We start from the raw sequence: 24,444 nt of genomic DNA on the forward strand, positions 1-24,444 counted from the left end.
TATAATAAACACATATTTAGTAAATTATTTGTGTTTATTGGGTGCTCATGATTGGTCATACGGAACAAGGTTTTATTCTTACTCGCCACTGGAGCGACACACCAAAAGGTATTGTCGTCTCTTATTGGCTGGCGACAGATCATGGTCCGCATAAAGTGACTGTTCCTATGCAACGTGCTATCGGTTTTGTTGCCCGCCAATATGAAACTGTTTTACGCTCACTCGTTAATAAAAATCCTGATATTGAAATTCGCCCCCTCGAGTTAAAAGATTTCGAAAGACAGCCCGTTTTCGGTGTTTATTGCAAACAATACCGCCAACTTGTTCAACTTAAGCAACAACTTAAAGAGCATCACATCCGACTTTATGAAGCGGATATCCGCCCACATGAACGTTATATGATGGAGCGCTTTATCACCGCACCAGTCTGGTTTCGTTATCAACAAAATAATATTGCTACATTAAAACCCGCTCCTGATTATCGCCCAACGCTTCGAACCGTATCTTTGGATATTGAAACCAGCGAGTTTGGTGAACTTTACTCCATTGGACTTGCAGGTTGTGGCGATAATGTGGTGTTTATGCTTACTGATGAGTTGCCCGCAGAGTGTGAAAGCCAACAATCTCAAGGCTATCGTTTATGTTATGTCAGTAGCCGATTACGTTTAATTGAAAAGCTAAATGAATGGATACAACACTATGATCCCGATGCCATTATTGGTTGGAATTTAATTCAATTCGATCTACGTATTTTGTACACGCATGCCCAACGGTATGGCGTCAGTTTATTATTAGGTCGTCAAAATAGCCCGTTAGAATGGCGTGAGCATGGATTTAAAAAAGGACATTTTTTTGCATCGGCTCAAGGTCGTTTAATTATCGATGGCATTGAAGCATTGAAAATGGCGACGTGGAATTTTCCCTCTTTTAGCCTCGAATCGGTTGCTCAAACACTGTTAGGTGAAGGTAAAGCCATTGATACACCTTATGCCAGAATGGATGAAATTAATCGGCGCTTTAAAGAAGATAAACCTGCACTGGCTTATTATAATTGGCAAGATTGTGTCTTAGTGAACCGTATCTTTGATGCGACATCTCTTATGGCATTCTTATTAGAAAGAGCCTGTGTTACAGGGCTTTCAGTTGATAGAAGCGGTGGCTCTGTCGCGGCTTTTACTCACCTCTACTTACCCTCAATGCATCGCATTGGATATGTCGCGCCTAATCAAGGTGAAAAACCTGAAGAGCATAGCCCCGGTGGCTTTGTGATGGATTCTGCTCCCGGCTTATATGATTCTGTTGTTGTGCTTGATTACAAAAGCCTTTATCCCTCTATTATTCGTACTTTTTTAATCGATCCAGTAGGAATGATTGAAGGAATGCACCAACCTGACGAAAAGTTTTCTATTTCTGGATTTCGCCAAGCACGATTTTCACGAGAACTGCACTGTTTACCCGCTATTGTGTCGCAAATTTGGCATGAAAGAGATAATGCCAAATTACATAAAAATGCCCCGCTCTCTCAAGCGCTCAAAATCATTATGAATGCTTTTTATGGTGTTTTAGGCTCTGTGGGTTGTCGCTTTTTTGATCCTCGTTTAGCGTCTTCCATTACGCTACGAGGTCATGAAATTATGAAAAAAACACGAGAATTAATTGAGGCCAAAGGTTATCTAGTTATTTATGGCGATACGGATTCAACCTTTGTTTGGCTGAAGTCACCTCACACAGAACAACAAGCACAACAGATTGGATATCAATTAGTACAAGAGGTAAATCAATGGTGGAAAACACATCTCTTTGAAAACTACCAACTAGATTGCAAATTAGAACTAGAATACGAAACCCATTACCGCCGCTTTTTAATGCCTACCATCCGAGGTATGGAAACGGGTAGCAAGAAACGCTACGCCGGACTCAGCAATGATAAAATGGTATTTAAAGGATTAGAAACCGTCAGAACAGATTGGACTCCCCTTGCTCAAAAATTTCAACAAGAGCTTTATACACGCATTTTTCATCAGCAACCTTATCAGCAGTTTATTCGTGATTATGTTGCGGATACGCTTGCGGGAAAATATGATGAGAGATTAGTGTATCGTAAAAGATTACGTCGAAAATTATCAGAATATCAGCACCACGTCCCCCCTCACGTCAAAGCAGCACGTAAGGCGGATGAATATAATTTATCCCAAAATAGACCTCAACAATATCAGCAAGGCGGTTGGATTAGTTATATAATTACCCTCTTGGGGCCTGAGCCATTAGAGCACATTACCACTGCACCTGATTATGAGCACTATATCAATAAGCAATTAATGCCTATTGCAGATGCAATCCTACCTTTTATACAAGATGATTTTTCAACCTTGTTAAATGGGCAAATGACACTCTCATTTTAAGTTGTGTCATTTTGCAGGTGACGGTTTGCTTTGCATCTATTAACATAACGCCCCTTTGGTGATAATTAGCTTTTCTTTGTTCAAGGAACAAGCACTTTTTATCCCGCAGATTTTAATGACAACACCGCAATACTGCATTCATTAATAATTCCTAAATTATATATTTGAGAGCTGAGTTTATATATATGCCTTTTACTCTTGGTCAACGTTGGATTAGCGATACTGAAAGCGAGCTTGGACTGGGTACTGTTGTGGCAATTGATGCCCGCATGGTTACCTTACTTTTTCCTGCCTGTGGCGAAAACCGCCTTTACTCCCGTCATGATGCACCAATAACGCGGGTGATGTTCAATGCAGGGGATACCGTCACCAGTCACGAAGGCTGGAAACTCGCCATCGATAACGTTGTAGAAGATAACGGCCTACTTATCTATCAGGGTGTACGTTTAGACACTGAAGAGCCTGCACAATTACGTGAAGTGTTCTTAGATAACAAACTCACTTTTAATAAGCCTCAAGATCGCCTTTTTGCAGGTCAAATCGACCGTATGGATCGCTTTGCATTACGCTACCGCGCTCGTAAGTTTATGAGCGAGCAGTTTAAGCAAGCACAAAGTGGTTTACGTGGTATCCGCGCAAGCCTTATTCCTCATCAGCTTTATATCGCCAATGAAGTGGGTAAACGTCATAACCCTCGTGTATTATTAGCTGATGAAGTGGGTTTAGGTAAAACGATTGAAGCTGGTATGATTATCCATCAACAATTAATGGATGGTCGTGCTGAGCGCGTGTTGATTATTGTGCCTGAAAGCTTACAACATCAGTGGTTAGTTGAAATGTTACGCCGTTTCAACCTCCGTTTCTCACTGTTTGATGATAGCCGTTATAGCGAATCTTTATTAGATAGCGATAATCCATTTGAAACAGAACAGATGATCATCTGCTCTTTAGATTTTGTGCGTAAAAACAAACAACGTTTTGAACACTTGGTTGAAGCAACATGGGATATGTTAGTTGTCGATGAAGCTCATCACCTTGTTTGGAGTGAAGATGCTCCAAGCCGTGAATATCAAGTAATTGAAGAATTAGCTGAATCTATTCCTTCGGTATTGCTATTAACCGCAACCCCTGAGCAATTAGGTCAAGAAAGCCACTTTGCCCGTTTACGTCTGCTCGATCCAAGCCGTTTCCATGACTATAACGAATTTATTAATGAGCAACAAAAATATCGCCCTGTTGCTGATGCTGTCACTATTTTGCTATCAGAAGATGATTTAAATATCGAACAACAAAATATCATCAGTGAAATGATCAGCGAGCAAGATGTTGAGCCATTACTGAAAGCGGCAAATACCCAAGGTGAAGAACGTACTAAATCCCGCCAAGAACTTATCCATATGCTAATGGACAGACACGGAACAGGTCGTTTGTTATTCCGTAACACTCGTTCTGGTGTTAAAGGTTTCCCGAATCGCTTACTTCACGCGATAAAAATGCCACTGCCAACACAATATCAAACCGCAATTAAAGTGGCTGAAATTATGGCAGCGAAAAAGAACCTCGAAGTTCGTGCAAAAGAGATGCTCTACCCTGAACGTATTTACCAAGAATTCGAAGGTGAAAATGCAACATGGTGGAACTTTGACCCTCGTGTTGAATGGTTACTGGGTTTCTTAACTGCAAATCGTAATGAAAAAGTACTGGTAATTTGTGCTCAAGCAGCAACCGCACTGCAATTAGAACAAGTTTTACGTGAGCGTGAAGGTATTCGCGCGGCAGTCTTCCACGAAGGTATGTCATTACTTGAACGCGACCGTGCAGCTGCTTATTTCGCGTCTGAAGAAGAAGGCGCGCAAGTTCTACTATGTTCAGAAATCGGCTCTGAAGGACGTAACTTCCAGTTTGCTAATCAACTGGTTATGTTTGATCTGCCATTTAACCCTGATTTACTAGAACAACGTATTGGTCGCCTCGATCGAATTGGTCAAAATCGCGACATTGATATTAGCATTCCTTATCTTGAAGGTACGGCTCAATCCGTATTATTGCGTTGGTATCACGAAGGCTTAGATGCCTTTGAGCATACTTGTCCAACAGGTCGTACTATTTATGACAGCAAATATGATGCTCTCGTCAATTACCTTGCGCAACCTAATGAATTAGCGGACTTTGACGAGTTTATCGCTGCTTGCCGTAAACAGCATGATGAAATGAAGCTCAAACTTGAGCAAGGCCGCGACCGCCTATTAGAAATGCATTCTAACGGTGGTGAAGTTGGTGTTGAATTAGCGGGTGAGATTGCAGCGCAAGATAACGATCCTGAGTTAGTGAACTTTGCACTGAACTTATTTGATATCGTCGGTATTAATCAAGAAGATCGCAGTGATAGCTTAATTATTTTAACGCCATCCGATCATATGTTAGTGCCTGATTTCCCAGGATTACCGCAAGATGGTTGCACCATCACATTTGATAGAGAGCAAGCATTATCTCGTGAAGATACCCAATTTATTAGTTGGGAACACCCAATTATCCGTAATGGCTTAGATTTAATTTTGTCTGGCGATACAGGAAGTTGTGCCGTTTCTTTACTAAAAAATAAAGCATTGCCAGTGGGAACGCTGTTAGTGGAACTGATTTATGTGGTCGAAGCGCAAGCGCCTAAACATCTTCACTTAAGTCGTTTCTTACCGGCAACACCAGTTCGCTTATTACTTGATCTGAAAGGTAATAATCTTGCATCTCAAGTTGAGTTTGAAAGCTTTAATCGCCAATTAAATGCGGTTAATCGTCATACTTCGAGCAAACTGGTCAATGCGGTACAAAGTGAAGTCCACCATGTACTTAAAGCTTCTGAACCGTTAATGGAAGTTGAAGCGAAAGGACTTATCCAAAAAGCGAAAGAAGAAGCGGATCGCGTGCTGACTCATGAATTGTCGCGCTTAGAAGCTTTACGTGCGGTAAACCCAAATATTCGTGATGATGAAGTCGAAGCAATTGAAAATGAACGTGCTCATATTCTTAACCATTTAGATGAAGCAACGTGGCGTTTAGATTCAATTCGCCTCATTGTTGTTACCCACCAATAATCACCGTTAAAGCGGGGAGTATTTTACTCCCCGTTGTTTTGATGAGATATCCACCATGATGGAAGTGTATAACCCGCCGACAGATCCTTGGTTACATGTTTTATATCAAGATGAGCATATTATTGCCGTCAATAAACCCAGCGGATTACTGTCAGTACCGGGCAAAGCGCCAGAGCATAACGACAGTATTATGTCGCGCATTAAAGCTGAATTTCCTAATGCTGAATGTGTGCATCGCCTTGATATGGCAACCAGTGGCGTTATTGTTGTTGCACTAAATAAAGAAGCAGAGCGTGAACTAAAGCGTCAATTTCGTGAACGTGAACCCAAAAAAACCTATATCGCACGCGTTTGGGGACATATCGAAAAAGAAGAGGGTTTGGTTGATTTACCTTTGATTTGTGATTGGCCTAATCGACCAAAACAAAAAGTCTGTCATGAAACAGGGAAAGCGGCGCAAACTTTTTATGAAGTGTTGGAATATGAAGAGAATGCGACAAGAGTGAAACTCTCACCAATTACTGGGCGTTCACATCAATTGCGGGTACATATGCTAGCGTTGGGGCATCCAATTCTTGGGGATCGCTTTTATGCACACCCACAGGCAAGAGCGATGGCGCCTCGCCTGCAGTTACATGCTCAGGAATTATTTATTACGCATCCTGCTTTTCGATCCCCGATACATTTTGAATGCCTTGCCGATTTTTAGTGTCTTATGACACTAAAACAGTCACTGAACTCAATGAAGCAAGGAGCAGGCAAAGCGCTAATCCCATAACCCCAACAAGAACACGGACGTTTGACATGGATATAGTTCCTTTTTTAAGAGAAGAGAGAATGAAATAATTAAATTTCACTTATATTTTACCGTAATAAATAATAAACTCAACTCAGTCTAAGTTATCTCTATCACGGAATAATTCTCTCTTTTCTCATCTTCTTTTACAAGATGTTAACGAAATCCTTTTTCTTTTTTAATCAAATCGTAAGCAACTTGTATAGACTGTGCTTTTTGTTTTGCGATTTCCATCATTTCTGGCGGTAAACCTTTCGCTACAAGTTTATCCGGGTGATGTTCTCCCATCAATTTTCTATAAGCTCTTTTTATGGTTTTAACATCATCATTCTCATCGACGCCAAGTACCTTACACGCATCAGAGAGCGTTGGACCTTGAGGTTGGGGCTGATAACCCTGTCCATTTTGATAATGAAAATTCTGACCAGCCTGCATCATTGCTAATATATGTTCAAAATGCGCACGAGAAAAACCTAGCTCATCGATAATGATAAACAACATTTTTCTTTCATTTGGATGCAGTTGACCATCTGCAAAAGCAGCTTGTAATTGGATTTCCAGAAACATCTGAAGTAAGTCACGGCGCCCAACACAAATTTGCCGAACACGTTGCAATGTGGCTCTTAATGGAAAATCGGGTGATTTGCCTTCTCTAAAAGCTTGTTGCGCGGCTTGGCGACCAACACCATGCAGATTCATGCGATCCATTAATTCGCTGGCAAGAGAGATATCGGTTTGAGTCACTCGCCCTTTTGATTTTGTCAGATGGCCTAAAACTTGAAAGGTTGCGGCAAAGAAAAAAGCTTGTCTATCACGCGTATAGCGCCCACCACTTCCTAATTTACTTCGTTGCATGTCATAGAGGTGCCCAAGAAAAACACCAATAACAATGCCCCAAAAGCCTATTCCTGCAAAACTACCAATGGTAAGGCCTAATAATTTTCCCCAATAGCGCATAGACTCCTCAAATCTTCAATGCTCTGACTGCAATTTTGCATTATCATACTATTCATTTGCTTGCACACCTAACACCAAGCAACCTCTAAATAGACTTTTTCTTAAAATGAAGAGATTTACTGTTTCTCTTTGGACAGAGGTAATGCTGTTTTCGTTTAAATTGTGTTAAAGTAAAATGAGTGACCAAACGAATAACTTTAGCGTTGTTATACAGCACGAAATACCGCATCAGCGCGGTGTTTTTTTGTTTCTAATAAGGCTATAACCCTATTTCAACACAGAAACATCGAAAAAATGAGGCATACGCCTATTTTTCGGTTACCGTTAGAACAATGTTCAGAACGTTGGGCTGGTGTCGCATAACTCCCTGCGTTAGTTTCTCGCTGTTTATCAGCACGAAGCCACTGATGACGGAAGCACATAAATACTTATGAAAAAAAGTTATCCCACACTGCTGGCCACCCTAGTTTGGGCCACAATATACGGTCAGCCTGCTTATGCTGATCTTGCCTCCCAATGTTTACTGGGAGTTCCTGTTTATAACAAACCATTAGTACAAGGCGATCCTAACAGCTTGCCCGTCACCATCACTGCAAATGATATGCAAGGTGAATATCCTCGCATGGTCAAATATAAAGGTGATGTTGATATTAAACAGGGAAACCAAACCTTAAGTGCCGACAGTGTTGAACTGACACAGACTGAGGGAGAAACACCATTAAGAATGGTCACAGCAACGGGAAATGTGTCTTATGATGATCCTCAAATCATCTTAAAAGGCCCGCGTGCTTGGTCTAATCTTAATAATAAAGATACGGATATTGAGCAAGGTGATTACCAAATGGTTGGCCGTCAAGGCCGTGGTTACGCAGATAAAATGCAAATGCGTGGCGAAAACCGCTATACCATTATGGATAAAGGCATGTTCACCTCTTGTTTACCAGGAGATGATAGCTGGAGCGTTGTTGGCTCAGAGGTTATTTTAGACCGTGAAGAACAAGTCGCTGAAATTTGGAATGCGCGTTTTCGTGTCGCCAATGTGCCTATCTTTTATAGCCCTTATCTTCAATTACCAATTGGTGATAAACGCCGTTCTGGTTTCTTAATTCCTAACGGAAGCTATTCCCGTAGCTCTGGATTTGATTTCCAACTCCCTTATTATTGGAATATAGCTCCTAATTATGATGCGACCATTACGACTAACTATATCAGCCGTCGTGGTTTAAAATTAGATAATGAATTCCGTTATTTAACGACTCCAGGTAGCGGTACGATTGCCGTTGATTGGATTAATCACGATAGCCAATACAATAAAGATAAAGAAGAAAATAAAGCTGGCTATCTTCCTCGTGATTCTGCAACACGTTGGTTATTCTACTGGGGACATAGTGGCGTCATGAACAATGTGTGGCGATTTAATATCGATTACACAAAAGTAAGTGATAACAAGTACTTCACTGATTTCACCTCTCAATATGGTAACACCACAGATGGTTATGCAACTCAGAAATTTAGTACGGGTTATGCGCAACAGAACTGGAATGCCACATTAACAACCAAACAGTTCCAAGTCTTCTCTGATAATAAAGATGCAAGGGCTTATCGTGCAGAGCCACAACTTGATCTCAATTATTATAAGAATGATATCGGGCCGTTTGATTTCCGTACTTACGCTCAATTTGTTCGCTTTACCAGTGTGGGAGATAACACCCCTGAAGCAAATCGTTTCCATATTGAGCCAACGATCTCACTGCCTGCATCAACAGGTTGGGCAAGCTTTAATAATGAACTGAAAGTGATGGCAACTCATTACGATCAGGACATTCCTGAGGCTTATAAGAAAAGATATCCTAACCAATTAGATGACAGCGTTAATCGTGTATTGCCACAGTTTAAATCTGATATGAAAGTGGTTTTCGAGCGCCAATATCAAACCAATGATATTACTCAAACCCTCGAACCTCGTGTGCAATATCTTTATGTTCCTTATAAAGATCAGTCTAATATCAATAACTTTGACTCCGCATTATTACAATCAAACTATGGCGGACTTTTCCGCGATAGAATGTATGGTGGTTTAGACCGCATTGCTTCTGCAAACCAATTAACCACGGGTGTAACTTCGCGTTTTTATGATAGCGAATTAGTTGAACGTTTTAACGTTTCTGTAGGTCAAATCTACTTCTTTGAGCGTCCAAGAACAGGTCCTTCTTCTATTGGTAATGAGATTATTAATAGCAAAGATGAAACAGGTTCAATGGTATGGGCGGGTGATGCCTACTGGCGGATCACAGATACTGTAGGTATGCGTGGTGGTTTACAATATGACCGTCGCTTAGGTAGCGTCTCAATGGGCGATGCGATTATGGAATATCGCGCAGATAGCGATCATCTTCTACAGTTAAGCTATCGTTATGTTGATCGTGACTATATCCAAGCCACGCGTGTTCGCCCTTATGATGGTGGTATTAATAAACTTCCTGAATACCAAAAAGGTATTTCACAAGTCGGTGTCGTAGGAAGCTGGCCATTAGCAGAGCGTTGGGGACTTGTGGGTGCTTATTACTTTGATACCAAAGAATCAGAGCCTGTTAGCCAAATGGTTGGTCTACAATACAACACCTGTTGCTGGGCTGTGAATGTGGGTTATGAACGGAAAATTGTTGGCTGGAAAGTTGACCACAGCGATATTGATAATAAATGGTCTGTCAATGTGGAACTCAGAGGCCTAAGTAACAATCATAGTTTGGGTAGCCAGAAAATGCTTGAACGCGGTATCTTACCTTATCAAAGAGCATTCTGATTTAATCAGACTACGGAATTGGCTGAATAAATATGTCACCCCGCAATAAGATGCGGAAAATACATAATGGGAAACTTATGAAAAATTGGAAAACGCTGTTTATCGGCTTAATGATCACGGTCGGTGCAGCCACCAGCTCAACAACATTTGCTGCTCAAGAATTAAACCGTGTATCGGCGATTGTCAATAACGGTGTCGTTCTAGAAAGTGACGTCAATAGAATGCTACAGACAGTCAAAATGAACGCAAAAAATGCGGGACAAGAGATGCCTGATGAGCAAGTTCTTCGCCAACAAATTCTAGAGCGTTTGGTGATGGATAACATCATTTTGCAAATGGCACAGCAAATGCAAATTGATATTCCTGATGCCGCAGTAGAATCTACAATTCAGGGTATTGCTGCTGAAAATAAACTCTCTCTTGAGCAACTGAAAAAGCGTCTTGCTGCCGATGGGATTTCTTATAACGAATATCGACAAGATATCCGTAAAGAGATGATGCTAGCTGAAGTTCGCAACAATGAAGTGCGTCGCCGTATTACTATTTTGCCTCAAGAAGTTGATTCTCTTGCGAAGCAAATTGAAGGTCAAGCAAGCCAAAGTGTTGATCTAAACCTGAGCCATATCTTAATTCCATTATCAGAAAATCCTGCGCCAGCAGAAATGGAAAAAGCAAAGCAAGTCATTGCTCGCATTATGAATCAGCTTAAAAATGGTGCGGATTTCGGTAAATTGGCTGCAACTTATTCTGCTGATCCACAAGCTTTAAATGGCGGTAATATGGGTTGGGCATCTATTGATGAATTACCAACACTATTTGCAAAAGAATTAGCAAATGCGCAAAAAGGCCAAATCGTAGGGCCTCTTCACTCTGGTGTTGGCTTACACATTATCAAAGTAAACGATATTCGTGGTGGTTCTAATACCCTTTCTGTTACAGAAGTGAAAAGCCGTCATATTCTGCTAAAAAGCTCGCCAATCATGAATGATGAGCAAGCCTATGCCAAGTTACAGCAGATCTCTGCCGATATTCGCAGTGGTAAAATAACCTTTGCTGATGCAGCAAAAGAGTACTCTGAAGATCCAGGTTCAGCATTACGCGGCGGTGAGTTAGGATGGTCAATGCCTGATGTTTACGATCCGGCATTCCGTGATGCGTTGATGCGCTTAAATAAAAACGAATTAAGCCAACCTGTTCGCTCAAACTTTGGCTGGCATCTAATTGAATTAGAAGACACACGTAGTGTTGATAAAACAGATGCCGCGAATAAAGAACAAGCATACCGTTTACTCTTCAACCGTAAATTTAATGAAGAAGTACAAAACTGGATGCAAGAGCTACGAGTAGGGGCTTATGTGAAAATAATGAACGAGAATAATGCAAACTAAGCAAATAAAACCACTTGTTATCACCCCCGGCGAACCAGCCGGGGTTGGTCCTGACCTTATTATCTCATTAGCACAAATGAGTTGGGATTTACCTTGGGTTGTTTGTGCTGATCCTCAGTTACTTAAAACAAGAGCAGAATTGTTAAACCTGCCTCTTTCATTAGTTGAATACGATCCTGCTACGCCACCTCAAATACACACACCAAGCCAAATTTATATACTCCCAATTGCACTTCACACTAATGTCATTCCAAGTACATTAGATGCACGCAATGGTTTATACGTTGTAGAAACATTAGCTCGTGCTTGTGATGGTTGCCTAAATGGTGAGTTTTCGGCACTCGTGACTGGACCAGTTCATAAAGGCATTATCAATGATGCAGGTGTGCATTTTACAGGACACACCGAATTTTTTGCTGATCGTAGCCACTGTGAACGTGTCGTTATGATGCTGGCGACAGATACATTAAGAGTCGCATTAGCAACCACACATTTACCATTACGAGATGTGGCGGATGCAATTACAGGTGAGCTTCTGCATGAAATTATCACTATTTTAAACCACGATTTAAAAACCAAATTTGGTATAGCAGAACCTCAAATTTATGTTTGTGGCCTTAATCCTCATGCAGGGGAAAGCGGTCATATGGGACGTGAAGAAATTGATATTATTGAGCCTGCATTAACACAATTACGTCAGCAAGGCATTCATCTTCATGGTCCTTATCCTGCTGATACCTTATTCCAACCTAAATATTTAACACATGCTGATGCGGTACTTGCGATGTATCACGATCAGGGATTACCTGTGCTAAAATACGAAGGTTTCGGTCGTGCCGTGAATATAACTCTCGGCCTTCCTTTTATCCGTACTTCTGTTGATCATGGCACCGCCCTTGAGCTTGCAGGTACGAAAAGCGCAGATGCTGGCAGTTTTTGCACCGCATTAAATTTAGCCATTAATATGATACAAAATTGTAATGAATAATAGAGTCCATCAGGGGCACTTTGCCCGCAAACGCTTCGGGCAGAACTTTTTAACAGACAGCTATATTATTGAAAGTATTGTTGAATCCATTTATCCTCAACCTGGTGAAGCCATTGTTGAAATTGGTCCTGGTTTAGGTGCAATTACAGAGCCAGTAGGCGCAAGAATGGATAAAATGACGGTTGTAGAAATTGACCGTGATTTAGCCGCTCGTTTAGAAGTTCATCCTACATTAAAAGACAAGCTGACCATTATTCAGCAAGATGCTATGACGATTGACTTTGCGCAATTAGCAAAAGAGCGTCAGCAGCCTCTGCGTGTTTTTGGTAACTTGCCTTATAACATTTCTACACCACTCATGTTCCACTTATTCAGTTTTGCTGACGCAATTTCTGATATGACATTTATGTTGCAAAAAGAAGTGGTCAATCGCCTTGTTGCTGGTCACGGCAGCAAAACTTATGGTCGCCTAAGTGTGATGGCGCAATATTATTGCCAAATCATCCCTGTACTTGAAGTTCCACCAACTTCATTTAAACCGGCACCTAAAGTTGATTCAGCGGTTGTTCGCTTGATCCCTTACAAAGAAAAGCCATACCCAGTAACGGATATTACAATGCTTAGCCGTATTACCGCTCAAGCATTCAATCAACGCCGTAAAACACTACGTAATAGCTTAGGTGGATTACTCACAGCAGAAGATATGATAGCTCTTGATATCGATCCAACTGCAAGAGCAGAAAATATTTCTGTTGAGCAATACTGCAAAGTGGCAAACTGGTTATCGCAAAAGCAAGACTCACAAGCATAAGATAAAGCCAGAGACAGGAGGCACTATGTTTACCTCATCAAAAGTGGCGATACAGGTACAAAGCGTTTACATTGAAAGCCAATCTTCCCCTGAAGATGAGCGATATGTTTTTGCTTATACCATATCAATTCATAATTTGAATAAATGTGCAATTCGCCTCCTGCGCCGCTATTGGTTGATCACCAATGCACAAGGTAATACCACTGAAGTTCGAGGTGAAGGTGTTGTTGGCGAACAGCCGCTTATTGAACCTGGCACACAATATCGCTATACCAGTGGTGCCGTTCTTGAAACACCAATGGGAACAATGGAAGGTCATTATGAAATGATTGACACTGATGGTCGATTATTTCAAATAGAGATCCCTGTTTTCCGCCTTGCACTTCCAACATTGATAAACTAACTATGGCAACTTATTTAATTGGTGATATTCATGGCTGTTACCATGAACTGCGCCACCTTCTTGATAAAGTCAGTTTCAATCCAGCACAAGACACATTGTGGTTAACGGGTGATCTTGTTGCACGAGGCCCTGATTCTCTTGAAGTACTGCGCTTTGTAAAAAGCTTAGGGACTTCACTTAAACTCGTCTTGGGCAATCATGATCTTCATCTTTTAGGTGTATTTGCAAAAATTAGCCGCAATAAACCAAGAGATAAGTTGAATGATTTACTTAATGCGCCAGATGCAGACGAATTAATTAATTGGTTAAGACGCCAACCTGTATTGCAAGTTGATGAAGACAAAAAAATCATCATGGCTCACGCAGGGATCACGCCACAATGGGATTTAGAAACAGCCCAAATGTGCGCTCGTGAAGTCGAAGCTATTTTAAGTAGTGATAGCTACCCTTTATTTATTAACTCAATGTATGGTGATTTACCAAACAACTGGTCACCAGAACTTTCGGGTCTAGCGCGATTACGCTTTAGTACTAATGCACTCACTCGTATGCGTTACTGCTTTCCTAATGGTCAGCTTGATATGATTTGCAAAGATAAACCACAAGACGCGCCTGCACCATTAAAGCCTTGGTTCGATTTGCCAAGCCAATTACCTGAAGGCTATAGCATTATATTTGGGCATTGGGCCTCTCTTGAAGGGAAAGGCACTCCTGATAATATTTATGCGTTAGATACAGGATGTTGCTGGGGTGGGGATCTCACTTGTTTACGTTGGGAAGACAAACAATATTTCACTCAATCTAGCCTATCTGCTCCCAAATAAATCACTTATTATCCCCTTCTTTCTTAAAGCGCAAAAATGGCCACATTGCCTTTTGCGCTATGCGGGTTTTATCCTCACATATTACCTAAATTACTCTTTTTTATTCTAAAGAGAACATTTTATATACAAAAACGAACACTTTAAAATATCTCTAAATTTAACTATTAATAATCAATATGTTATTTTTTTTCATGGAAAAATAAGTACAAAAAAACACAATATTGAGAATAAAAAATCGCTATATTGATTAATATCTCATATATTATTCTTATAAAATGAGTTTATTAAAATATAAATAATGATTACATTTAATAAATAAATCTTTATAAATAAAAATTTTAGTTAGAATAATAAATCTTATTTTTTATTATTCTTATATTAATAAAATAGGAATAATAAAAAGGGAGATATTTAATCTCCCTTTTTATTTAATTCTTGTTATTTTCTTCTTTTTAATATTTCGAAGCAGTAGTTATGTGAGTTATTTTCATCTGCTTCATGGTATTCCATGAAGGTAGAATCCCACTCATCAGGCTCATAATCTGGGAATGTTGTATCACCGATGACTTCAGCATCGATATGAGTTAAATAGAGTGTATTTGCCATAGGCAGAAATTGCTCATACACTTTTCCACCACCGATAACCATAATTTCTTCATGATTTTCAGCAGCTTGCAAGGCTTCTTCTACGGATTTAACCCAAACAACATCGCTATCTGTTCCTGGCTGGCTACTTAAAACAATATTAAGACGATTCGGTAAAGGACGTCCAATAGACTCATAAGTCACCCGACCCATAATAACGGGTTTATTTAGCGTATTCTTTTTAAACCATGCTAGGTCACCCGGTAATGTCCAAGGCATTACCTTTTCCATACCAATAATGCGATCCATCGCTAATGCTGCGATTAAACTAATATTCATTTACACACCTACGGGTAAAGATGGGAAAAAAACTGTTCACACTATACGTAAAGCTAAAACCTGAGTCGATACAAATTATGCTTCCTTGATAATAAATAATTGCTTTATACTCGAAATGTTAACTTAATCATATAAGATTCAATCATTATAATATTGTTATATACAAGGCGCTATTATGCTTGAAACTTCTTTAGTTGTTTTTACAATTGCTTTACTTGGTATGATCTCACCAGGCCCTGACTTTTTTCTCGTTGTAAAAAATGCTGCGCGTTATCAACGTTCTGCGGCAATGATGACCGCAATGGGTATTGTAGCTGCATTACTTGTGCATATGTCATATTGTGTTGCAGGTATTGCTGTGCTTATCACCACAACACCTTGGCTTTTTTCCATCTTAAAATATGCTGGAGCCGCTTATTTACTGTGGATTGGTTTTCAGAGCTTACTCTCAAAATCTAATCATTCGATTGATGAAAAAGCAGCACAACATTCACAAATCAGCTTTAAAAAAGCCTTTATGCAAGGTTTTCTCTGCAATTTACTTAACCCTAAAGCCACCTTGTTCTTCCTTGCCGTTTTCACTCAAGTATTAAGTGTTGATTCCAGCATCGGTGAAAAATTGTGGTATGCCTTTATTATTTGGGGTTTAGCTTTAGTCTATTGGCCTTTATTGGTTCTATTAATCCAAAGTGCGCCAGTCAGAAAAATGCTCAATAAAATCCAAAAAAGCATTGATAAAGTGCTAGGTGTGGTACTGATTGGTTTGGGGATTAAAGTCGCGTTGAACTAATAATGCACTAATGAGGTAAAGCACCTATCAAGGTGCTTTATTTTTTACTGTTCTCGCTATATGTATGAAAAACGTCTAAAACTTGCTCAACTCTAATTAAATATTGTTCTTTATTTACGCCCATAAATAAATCACCATCAACTTTATTTAAATACTCTTCAAATAAATTACCAATATTTTTTTTATTATCAATAATATACTTAATGATTTTATTACATTCATCTTTTCTTGGATAATCCAATATGTATTTTTGTATTGTATTATTCAAAACTTTCACATAATTTTCAGCCGTTCCGTAGTGATTAAAATATTTTTTTACATCAATCAGTTCAAAATCAATAACACCTTTAAGAAAAGAATTAAGATCAATATTTCTATTTATCATATTATCCATGATATTTTTAAATGCATTTTTTAATTCATCTGACCATTCAACAAGATAACTATTTTTTAAAAGAAAACCTAATCTCTTTACTTCCTCATTAGATTCAAAGTTAACTTTATTTTTATTAAAATAACCATCAACAATATCAAAAAAAATATCCTTCTTAACTTTATTCGTAGATTCCGTTATTATTAAATTAAACAAAGATAAATAATTTGATAGACACGTCGAATTAGCTGTCATTTTCATTGGATTGAAATTATATTTATCATTTTCTAAAAAAGAGGCTATCTTTGAAACCAACAGTAAATCGCCTTTCGTTTTCACATATTGTTCAACAAACCAATTAAATGATATTGATTTATCATTATAGTGATAATAAATAATAAAATCATGAAGTTGTTTTTTACTTACCGTGATTTTATCTATATCTTTCACTTTTTTTTCACGGATTTCATCAGTTAAAAGTAGAACGCTTTTAAACTCCCTAGCTTTATTAACAGAACCAATTTTCTTTTCTATATTTAAAACGGATTTTATTTTTTCAATTATCTTATAAACTAAACCTTTATCCTTAAATGAGTAAAATAAAGAAAGGTGTGTATTCTCTATTTTACTCAATCTATTTTTTATTTCATCAAATTCTATATTTGTTTTATTTTCGATAGATATATAACTAGGTGAAATATTATTATTTACTTTTAAAACCATTACTTACCTCCATTTTAAAACAATTAAATTTATAATTAAAAATGATAAAAATAAATACAAAAAAAAGCCCTTATAACTAAGGGCTTTAAATATAAAAAAAATAACAAATAAATTTAGAAATTAATTTTCAATGTTGCATTAATTCCACTTGAACTTACATCACTATTATATTGACCTTGGTAAGACAGTCCGAAAGTCGTTGATTTACTTAATTGCGCATCAACACCTAAGCCAACACCAAATAAATTATCCAGTTTGCCACCACGTAATGTCGCATCACCAGAGTTTGATAAGAAGAGACGTGATTCAGGGCGATTGTCACCAAACAAGTGGCTTGCAGAAATATCGCCTTTTAATGCCATATTTATATTACCTGCCATAAATGGATAGCCACCACGTAAACCGATAGTACCCACTTGAATATCTTGTGAGTCTGTCTTAGTGGTAAATTTCATATTACCGACATTCTCATTGATATCATCAGTTGATACACGTAACCAGCTAAATCCTGCGTATGGTTCAATAGAATACTGATTGGTATTAAATTGAGTATAAGCACCCTCTAAGAAAATTTGAGTAATTTTTGCATCATAACTGGTAGAGTTATAACCTGCATTTTGTCCTACCCAAAGTGTTCTTTTTGCATCTCTATCTTGGTTAGTATGTGTGAAACCATAGTTCAATGAAGCCACGTCATACAAATTAGACACACCGTAAGCACCAATATGAATATCGTTGCTGTCTATTTTACCGTGCTCATTACCTTTATATTTGGTTGAACCCGCACCAAAGAACAGACCCGCCTTAGTATTTTCAGTCACATCAATTTCTGCGCCTAATAAGCCGACATAGAAATCAACATCCATATTGCTGTGACCATAATCAGCATTACCCCATTGACCAATGCCTGTCATCCAAATACGCGCGTTGCTGTTATCCAATTTAGCATAGCGACCTTGACCAATACCCATAGCTTGATCTTTCACTGTCCGCGTTAACCCTAAAACATTAACCACACTCGCACTATTGGCATTTAAATACATATCACTACCTAATGATTCATAGGTCTTATTCAGATCTCTTTCATTCATTGGTAATACTGCATTAAATAGATCACCACTACCTGTATTGTCTAAAGTATTAGCAATTGAGCGACCATTTTCATTATTTGCAAAAGTTGCCAGTGAGGTATTTTCTTTCTTACTTAATGTACCTGTAATGGTGTTGTCTTTTACAGACACATTTTTATCAAATAATGCATAATCATTATTTGAAGCAATATCGTTATTCGCTAACATTTTAGTTTTAACACGATTATCAACTAAATTGTCTGCATTAACTGTACCTGTTGCGACCGTGTTATTAAGGTAGATATCTTTTAATTGCCCTTCACTATCAGCACCAACGTCTAAATTCGCGCCTTTGTTGAGTGCAATATCACCAACATTAACATCATGTCCAACGGTAACTAAATAAGTCCCTTTATCGTTGATATTAATATTGGCTTTGTGGCTTTCATTTGAGGCCAATTGACCTTTTTGAGTAAAAGTATCGTTATAGCGATCAATAACACTTAATTTGCCGCCATTCACATTGATCGCTTCTGTGCCAAATGATTCTGTAAAGCCATATAAAGTACCTTGTTCGACTGTTGTACCTCCGCGATAAGTATTATCGCCAGTCATCACTAATGTACCTTCACCTTTTTTAACTAAAGCGCCGTCATATAAACCCGCGTCAATTTTAGCCTGAATAGCATCAGCACGTTTTTGGTAATACTCTTTACGCCATTTTTCAGCATCTTCTTTGCTGACAATGTGTGAGGTTGGATCTGAGTTACCATCATTGATAACAAAATCAGTGCCTAAATTGTAGTCACCTCCCGCAGCAATGCCTTTGTCTTTATATTCATTTAACCAGGCAAGATCTTCTTGTTCACGTAAATCTAAAGCTACTTGTGAGATATCATTTGTCCATACATCAAGTGGCGTCATGCTTAGGTCATACTCAAATTTACCTAAGAATTGACCCGGTCCATACATGCCTTTATCTAAATCCGGTGTACCCCAACCATAACGCACATCAGGAGTGCCTTCCGCCGCAGTCCAGCTATCATATAAAGAGCCATCTGGATTACGGTGATTAGCCGTTGTAAACATCACATCACGTACTTGCATTGCATTCATTGATGCATAACGTGACATTAATACCCCCATCGCACCAGTAACATGAGGCGCCGCCATTGATGTACCACTAAAGGTATTCCAGCCTGCGTTACCTTCTTCATCAACAACTGAAGAATAAATAGCACGACCCGGTGCAACAACCGTCCACCATTTCGCATTACCCGCTTCATTGAAGACTTTAATTAATTGATACCCCGATTTATCTGCGGTTTGTTCAAGACCAGCGACTGCAATCCAATGCTTTTCTGCTTCTGGATTAAAATAAGGATAAAGAGGACGATAATAAGGCTGGGCAAAGTCACGATTACCCGTTGTGAATACTTGTACGGTATTAGTCCCTTTTACAGCATCATAAGCGGCATCAACAAAAGAAGGTTTATCACCATAAACTTTCTTGAAATAAAAATATTCGTATTCAGTTTGCGCTGTGGTATCAACAGGCATGTGTACAGTGGTATTCCCCCCATCAGGACCTTTAGTTGGAATAGTATTAACAATTCGAGGGTTTGTTCCCCAACTGTTATTAATTACCTGCGCCCCTGCATCTACCATCGCTTTCCAGCCAGTGTAGAAATAAGTGTAATCTTGATAAGGGCCGTAGTTATTGCTATCTGTTGCGCCAGTATTTCCTAAATAAACATCAGAACCCCACGCAACCCCATGCATGCCATTACCGTCACGGTTAGCACCGACTGTTCCTGTAACGTGCGTACCATGTGTATCATTCACACCTTTGATCCAACCTCCATCAACATCAAAGGCTTGACCTTTTTCATAATGCCCCCCCATTTCTTGAGGATAACGCATCCCTGTTGAGCCATATTGACCTTTGGCTTTCACCGCATGAAAACGTGAACCACTTAACTCTTCATGTGATAATAATGCACCTGAGTCCATTACACCGATTTTGGCACCCTGCCCATGAAAACCAAGTGCATAAGCACTAGAGGCATTCATGGCAGCCAGCCCCCAGTCTTTTTGATATTCTTGGCTTTCCCAACTTTTGGTATCTCCTAATTGCCCAGCTTCTGAATATGCTACGGAATATCCAGAAAAAAGAAGTGCTGATGCAACAATAGAAAGTTGAAATATATTATTATTTATTTTATTTTTTTTATTCATTTTGTGATGATGACTTAAAGCTATTTCTTTGTTCATTCTGTACCTTCAGTTATATTAAAATTTAATAACATTAATTAAGGATCAAAAATAAAAGACGCAAAGATTCTCTAGTTTCTAGAGAAATAATTACTTGAAGGGCATCTCAAAAATAGGTTTTCATGCCACAAAAATAGATAGATTGACTACGTAATCACAAATTAATAGATAGATTAAACAAAATTAGATCACTTGTTATTATATTACAAACAACCAAAATTAACCTATTTCAATATTAACCTCATTAATGACAATATTTAAATCAACTTAATAAAGAGAACTTAAATAAATAAACAAAAATATCAAATTGATTAACAATTTTTTTTGAGAATATTTTTCTCTATTTAACTTTAGTCTAAAAAATATAATCCACATTATTTTTGATATAAAAAAAACAGTATCTTTATTTTAAAAATACTGTTTTCCTTTTAATTTGGTGTTACTACTTAGTTTTTATTCTAAAGGTGTAACTTCCATTTGTCCTACCATACCTTTATCTGCATTTTCTAATAACTGACTGTAATATAGAAAAGGAAAATGCGAATAAGAAGGTTGTTTTAATTCCACCAGCAATTCACTTTGGCTTTCGATCCAAACAGTATCTTTCCAGCCAAAATCTGCAGGTGCGGGTTTCTGACCATTATGGTTAATCACTTTAAAACGGGCACCTTCAATATGGAATGGTTGCGGCGTCGGTACTGTTACAAGCCAACGCTCCCACCCATTTTGCTTACCGACTAAATCAATTCTTGAAAGCTCCCAACGAGCATTGTTTATTCCCGGAGGACTGTTATGCAGTTGAATGGTTCTAGGCTGAATAGAGGTGGTAATTTGTGTGTCATCTACCGCTAATTGTGCAGGTGCTTTGTCTGTTACTAATGACATTAACCCAGTTGGTTTAATGGTTAGTATATTGGCATTACGTAGTAAATCTGAAGGTTCAAAAATACCGCGAAGTCTATCCATAAAACCCGCACTTTGCCCTGCGGTAATTGTGACTTCACTCCCTTCAGACATATCCACCAATATTTCGCGTCTCTCGCCCGGAGCCATAGGAATTGATTTCAACTCAACGGGTGATGTTAATAGACCTTGATCAGAGGCGATAAGGTAAAGTGAACGACCATCATTTGCGGTTAGCTCATAACGACGAGCATTAGATGCATTGACTAAACGTAAGCGGATCCAACCTCTAGAGACTTCAATATAAGGATCTTCACGTCCATTGACTAGCAATGTATCACCATAGAAACCATCACTAGCGGCTTCTTTGTCGTATTGTGGTGTACCAAAATTATCAATCCGCTTATCTTGAATAATGATCGGAAAGTCATTCACTCCATAATGTTTTGGTAAAGGTAGGGATTTGCTCTCTTCATCTTCCACAATCCACATTCCCACCAACCCATTATAAACATGAGGTGCCATTTTAAAGGGAGTATTGGCGTGATACCAACATGTGGCTGCTTTCTGACGAATAGGCAATACTGGCGACCAGTAAGCACCAGGTGACATTAATCTTGCCGCGCCACCGACTTGTGTACCCGGAACTAATAAGCCGCTTACCGTCATTGATACCGCTTCATTAAGGCGGTTACTATAAATAAGTTTTATATCATCGCCACTTTTGACTTTGATTGTCGGTCCCGGAGTTGAGCCATTGATCCCCCAAACTTCCGCTTTTTGCGTACCATTAAACGCCCAATGAACATTTTGCAACGTCAAAAACAGCGGCTGACCACGACGAGATTCCAACAATGGCGGTATAGGTAATTGTTTATCATTGACTGATTCAGCACGAACAGAAGAAGATATAGAGCCCAGACATACCGCTAAGCCTGAAGCCTGAATAAACTGGCGACGACTAAATGACATACTTTCTCCGCAACAAAGTACAAATATTCCTATCGCATAATCAAAAATGCTGTGACAGGAAAAAAAAGCTGCTGTGATTTAAAGACAAAAGGACTTAAATGAAATTACGGGAGCATAATAGCGCGGATGTGACATAAATCCTAAAAATAGTTGATAACCAGCACACTAAATAATTCAAAATGCAGCTAGGGAACAACTGGAATACATAAAAATATATACTCTAAATAATTCAAGGTGCAACTAGGCGACAAGTGAATGATTCGCTAGGAGCATACATAAGTATGTGACTAGTGCGAATGAGCGTAGTCAACAACGTTGCACCTTGAAGTATGACGAGTATATGAAAATCAGGCTTATATTCGTACTAACAAAGAAACTAAATAAGTATTAATTTAATTTACCGGGAAAATCACGCTTATTCATTTCTTCAACTTCTTTATCTAGCTCTTCGATTTTCGCTTTCATAATTTGACGACAATCTTCTGCTAATTCTCGAACTTGATCTTTGCCGTATTTTGAAACATCAATTGGAGGCAACATTTCAACAATAACGTAACCATTGTTCCAACGATTTAGCTTAATTTTACCCTGTGTTGTAGAAACACAAACAGGAATAATAGGCACACCAGCTTGAATGGCCGCATGGAACGCCCCTGTTTTAAACGGTAAAAGGCCGCGACCACGGCTACGAGTTCCTTCAGGAAACATCCAAACAGAAATCTTCTTCGATTTAATTTGATCGGCAACTTGTGAAATAGTGCCATGCGCTTTAGATCGATTTGCTCTATCAATCAAAATATTACCCGTTATCCAATACAACTGACCAAAGAAAGGAATAAAAATTAAGCTTTTTTTACCCACTGTTACGGTATTAGGTTGTACCGCATTTGACATCGTCACCATATCAAAATTGTTTTGATGGTTTCCGATATAAATACTTGGGCCATAGCTTTCCGCTTCTTTTGGAAAACGCTCAACGAGTTTAATCCCAAAAACAGTAGATAACTTGCCGAATAAGCGTCCGTAAGTCATTACATGTTTAGGATTTCTTGGTGAAAACATGCAATAAATCATTCCAAACGTCACCACAATAATGGTGTAAAGAATGACAATGATGCCTCGAATAATGGCTAACATAAGTTTTAGCGTCCTAAATAGAAGTGGGTCAACAGACCCACTCAATATCAATTAAGTATTAGATTTAATTTGTTTCAATATCAATATGATCGATAACTTGAGCACCGCGAGGTAAAGAGGTTCCTCGACGTCCACGTTTTGCTTTAAAGCTAACTAACTCATTCATCGACATTGTCATTTTACGTTTACCAAAATGCAGGGTAACAGAGGCATTTTCAGGTAATACTCGTAACCAAGCGACGTTATCCTCACCACTTGCTGCTTGTGAAGCTGGAATAGAAACCATCTGATTTCCCTTTCCTTTTACCATAGTTGGTAATTCTGCTGCTTCAAAAATCAGCATTCTACCGCCTTTAGTAATGATCATAATGAGATCAGTGAGCTCATTATTCAAGCGTTGTGGCGGTAATGGTAATGCATTTTCAGGTAAAGTCAGTAGTGATTTTCCTGCTTTATTTTTAGAAGTTAAATCATCAACCTGACAGATAAAACCATAACCAGCATCAGATGCCATTAAGATCTTATCGGTATTTTCGCCCATAACAACATGACGTAATTGCGCACCTTTCTGAACTTTTAATCGTTCAGTTAGCGCATCGCCTTTGCTACGACCAGAAGGTAATGCATCAACATCAACGGTATAGCTTTGACCTGTGGTATCAATTAAGTGTACTGGTTGATTACTCATACCTTCAACGGCATCAAAATAGTCATCACCAGATTTAAAACCAGCCGATTTTGCATCAATGTTATGTCCTTTTTGGCAACGAATAAGCCCTTTTTCAGACATAATGACGGTAACAGCTTCAGGATGTAG

Annotated in this window: 17 protein-coding genes; 10 read left to right on the forward strand and 7 right to left on the reverse strand. The window is 38.8% G+C overall.

What is annotated here, in order from left to right; all coding sequences use genetic code 11:
- The first annotated feature begins 47 nt into the window (after positions 1 to 47).
- The 3 genes from ABN212_RS02930 to rluA all read left to right on the forward strand — a co-directional run bounded on the left by ABN212_RS02930 (position 48) and on the right by rluA (position 6,200).
- Positions 48 to 2,402, forward strand: a complete 2,355-nt coding sequence (locus tag ABN212_RS02930) for a DNA polymerase II (protein WP_349442848.1) — start codon at positions 48 to 50, stop codon at positions 2,400 to 2,402.
- A 185-nt stretch (positions 2,403 to 2,587) separates the two neighbouring features.
- A complete protein-coding gene (gene rapA, locus ABN212_RS02935; protein ID WP_349442849.1) occupies positions 2,588 to 5,491 on the forward strand; it encodes an RNA polymerase-associated protein RapA in 2,904 nt (967 codons plus the stop codon).
- A gap of 55 nt (positions 5,492 to 5,546) precedes the next feature.
- A complete protein-coding gene (gene rluA / locus ABN212_RS02940) occupies positions 5,547 to 6,200 on the forward strand; it encodes a bifunctional tRNA pseudouridine(32) synthase/23S rRNA pseudouridine(746) synthase RluA (RefSeq protein ID WP_072064290.1) in 654 nt (217 codons plus the stop codon).
- 243 nt (positions 6,201 to 6,443) lie between these two features.
- Here rluA and djlA read toward each other — a convergent pair whose 3' ends face one another.
- Positions 6,444 to 7,244 carry a co-chaperone DjlA gene (gene djlA, locus ABN212_RS02945; protein WP_023582748.1) on the reverse strand — a complete coding sequence of 267 codons (801 nt, stop codon included), beginning with the start codon at positions 7,242 to 7,244 and terminating at the stop codon, positions 6,444 to 6,446.
- A 430-nt stretch (positions 7,245 to 7,674) separates the two neighbouring features.
- Between djlA and lptD the strand changes: the two genes are divergently transcribed.
- The 6 genes from lptD to apaH are packed head-to-tail and all read left to right on the forward strand — an operon-like array spanning position 7,675 to position 14,461.
- Positions 7,675 to 10,047 carry an LPS assembly protein LptD gene (gene lptD / locus ABN212_RS02950; protein WP_198620958.1) on the forward strand — a complete coding sequence of 791 codons (2,373 nt, stop codon included), beginning with the start codon at positions 7,675 to 7,677 and terminating at the stop codon, positions 10,045 to 10,047.
- 50 nt (positions 10,048 to 10,097) lie between these two features.
- Positions 10,098 to 11,435 (forward strand): peptidylprolyl isomerase SurA, encoded by a 1,338-nt coding sequence (gene surA, locus ABN212_RS02955; protein ID WP_198632353.1) that lies wholly within the window; start codon positions 10,098 to 10,100, stop codon positions 11,433 to 11,435.
- Positions 11,425 to 12,423: a 4-hydroxythreonine-4-phosphate dehydrogenase PdxA gene (gene pdxA / locus ABN212_RS02960; protein WP_349442850.1), complete on the forward strand. Its 999-nt coding sequence runs from the start codon at positions 11,425 to 11,427 to the stop codon at positions 12,421 to 12,423. The genes surA and pdxA overlap by 11 nt, the downstream gene beginning before the upstream one ends.
- Entirely contained in the window at positions 12,416 to 13,234 is an 819-nt protein-coding gene (gene rsmA, locus ABN212_RS02965; RefSeq protein ID WP_156734007.1) for a 16S rRNA (adenine(1518)-N(6)/adenine(1519)-N(6))-dimethyltransferase RsmA, read from the forward strand. Before pdxA ends, rsmA begins: the two co-directional genes overlap by 8 nt.
- A 25-nt stretch (positions 13,235 to 13,259) precedes the next feature.
- Positions 13,260 to 13,637, forward strand: a complete 378-nt coding sequence (gene apaG / locus ABN212_RS02970; protein ID WP_006535978.1) for a Co2+/Mg2+ efflux protein ApaG — start codon at positions 13,260 to 13,262, stop codon at positions 13,635 to 13,637.
- 2 nt (positions 13,638 to 13,639) lie between these two features.
- Positions 13,640 to 14,461 carry a bis(5'-nucleosyl)-tetraphosphatase (symmetrical) ApaH gene (gene apaH / locus ABN212_RS02975; RefSeq protein WP_198620961.1) on the forward strand — a complete coding sequence of 274 codons (822 nt, stop codon included), beginning with the start codon at positions 13,640 to 13,642 and terminating at the stop codon, positions 14,459 to 14,461.
- Positions 14,462 to 14,899: 438 nt separating this feature from the next.
- Here apaH and folA read toward each other — a convergent pair whose 3' ends face one another.
- On the reverse strand, positions 14,900 to 15,385 hold the full coding sequence (gene folA, locus ABN212_RS02980; protein ID WP_349442851.1) for a type 3 dihydrofolate reductase: 486 nt from the start codon (positions 15,383 to 15,385) through the stop codon (positions 14,900 to 14,902).
- 175 nt (positions 15,386 to 15,560) lie between these two features.
- Between folA and ABN212_RS02985 the strand changes: the two genes are divergently transcribed.
- Positions 15,561 to 16,175, forward strand: coding sequence for a LysE family translocator (locus tag ABN212_RS02985; RefSeq protein ID WP_349442852.1), 615 nt, complete (start codon positions 15,561 to 15,563; stop codon positions 16,173 to 16,175).
- Positions 16,176 to 16,212: 37 nt separating this feature from the next.
- Here the strand turns inward: ABN212_RS02985 and ABN212_RS02990 are convergent, their stop codons facing one another.
- From ABN212_RS02990 to ABN212_RS18830, 5 genes are all read right to left on the reverse strand, one after another.
- On the reverse strand, positions 16,213 to 17,271 hold the full coding sequence (locus tag ABN212_RS02990) for a hypothetical protein (RefSeq protein WP_198632356.1): 1,059 nt from the start codon (positions 17,269 to 17,271) through the stop codon (positions 16,213 to 16,215).
- Positions 17,272 to 17,384: 113 nt separating this feature from the next.
- Positions 17,385 to 20,615 carry an autotransporter Pta gene (gene pta, locus ABN212_RS02995; protein ID WP_198620767.1) on the reverse strand — a complete coding sequence of 1,077 codons (3,231 nt, stop codon included), beginning with the start codon at positions 20,613 to 20,615 and terminating at the stop codon, positions 17,385 to 17,387.
- 453 nt (positions 20,616 to 21,068) lie between these two features.
- Positions 21,069 to 22,490, reverse strand: coding sequence for a cell division protein FtsP (ftsP, locus tag ABN212_RS03000; RefSeq protein WP_198620766.1), 1,422 nt, complete (start codon positions 22,488 to 22,490; stop codon positions 21,069 to 21,071).
- A gap of 387 nt (positions 22,491 to 22,877) precedes the next feature.
- Positions 22,878 to 23,627: a 1-acylglycerol-3-phosphate O-acyltransferase gene (locus ABN212_RS03005; RefSeq protein WP_198620765.1), complete on the reverse strand. Its 750-nt coding sequence runs from the start codon at positions 23,625 to 23,627 to the stop codon at positions 22,878 to 22,880.
- Positions 23,628 to 23,691: 64 nt separating this feature from the next.
- Complete coding sequence (locus ABN212_RS18830) at positions 23,692 to 24,417, reverse strand: DNA gyrase C-terminal beta-propeller domain-containing protein (protein WP_406588771.1); 726 nt, start codon at positions 24,415 to 24,417, stop codon at positions 23,692 to 23,694.
- Between the last annotated feature and the right edge of the window lie 27 nt (positions 24,418 to 24,444).

Origin of the sequence: Proteus genomosp. 6 (assembly GCF_040139785.1) — a bacterium.
Taxonomy (GTDB): domain Bacteria; phylum Pseudomonadota; class Gammaproteobacteria; order Enterobacterales; family Enterobacteriaceae; genus Proteus.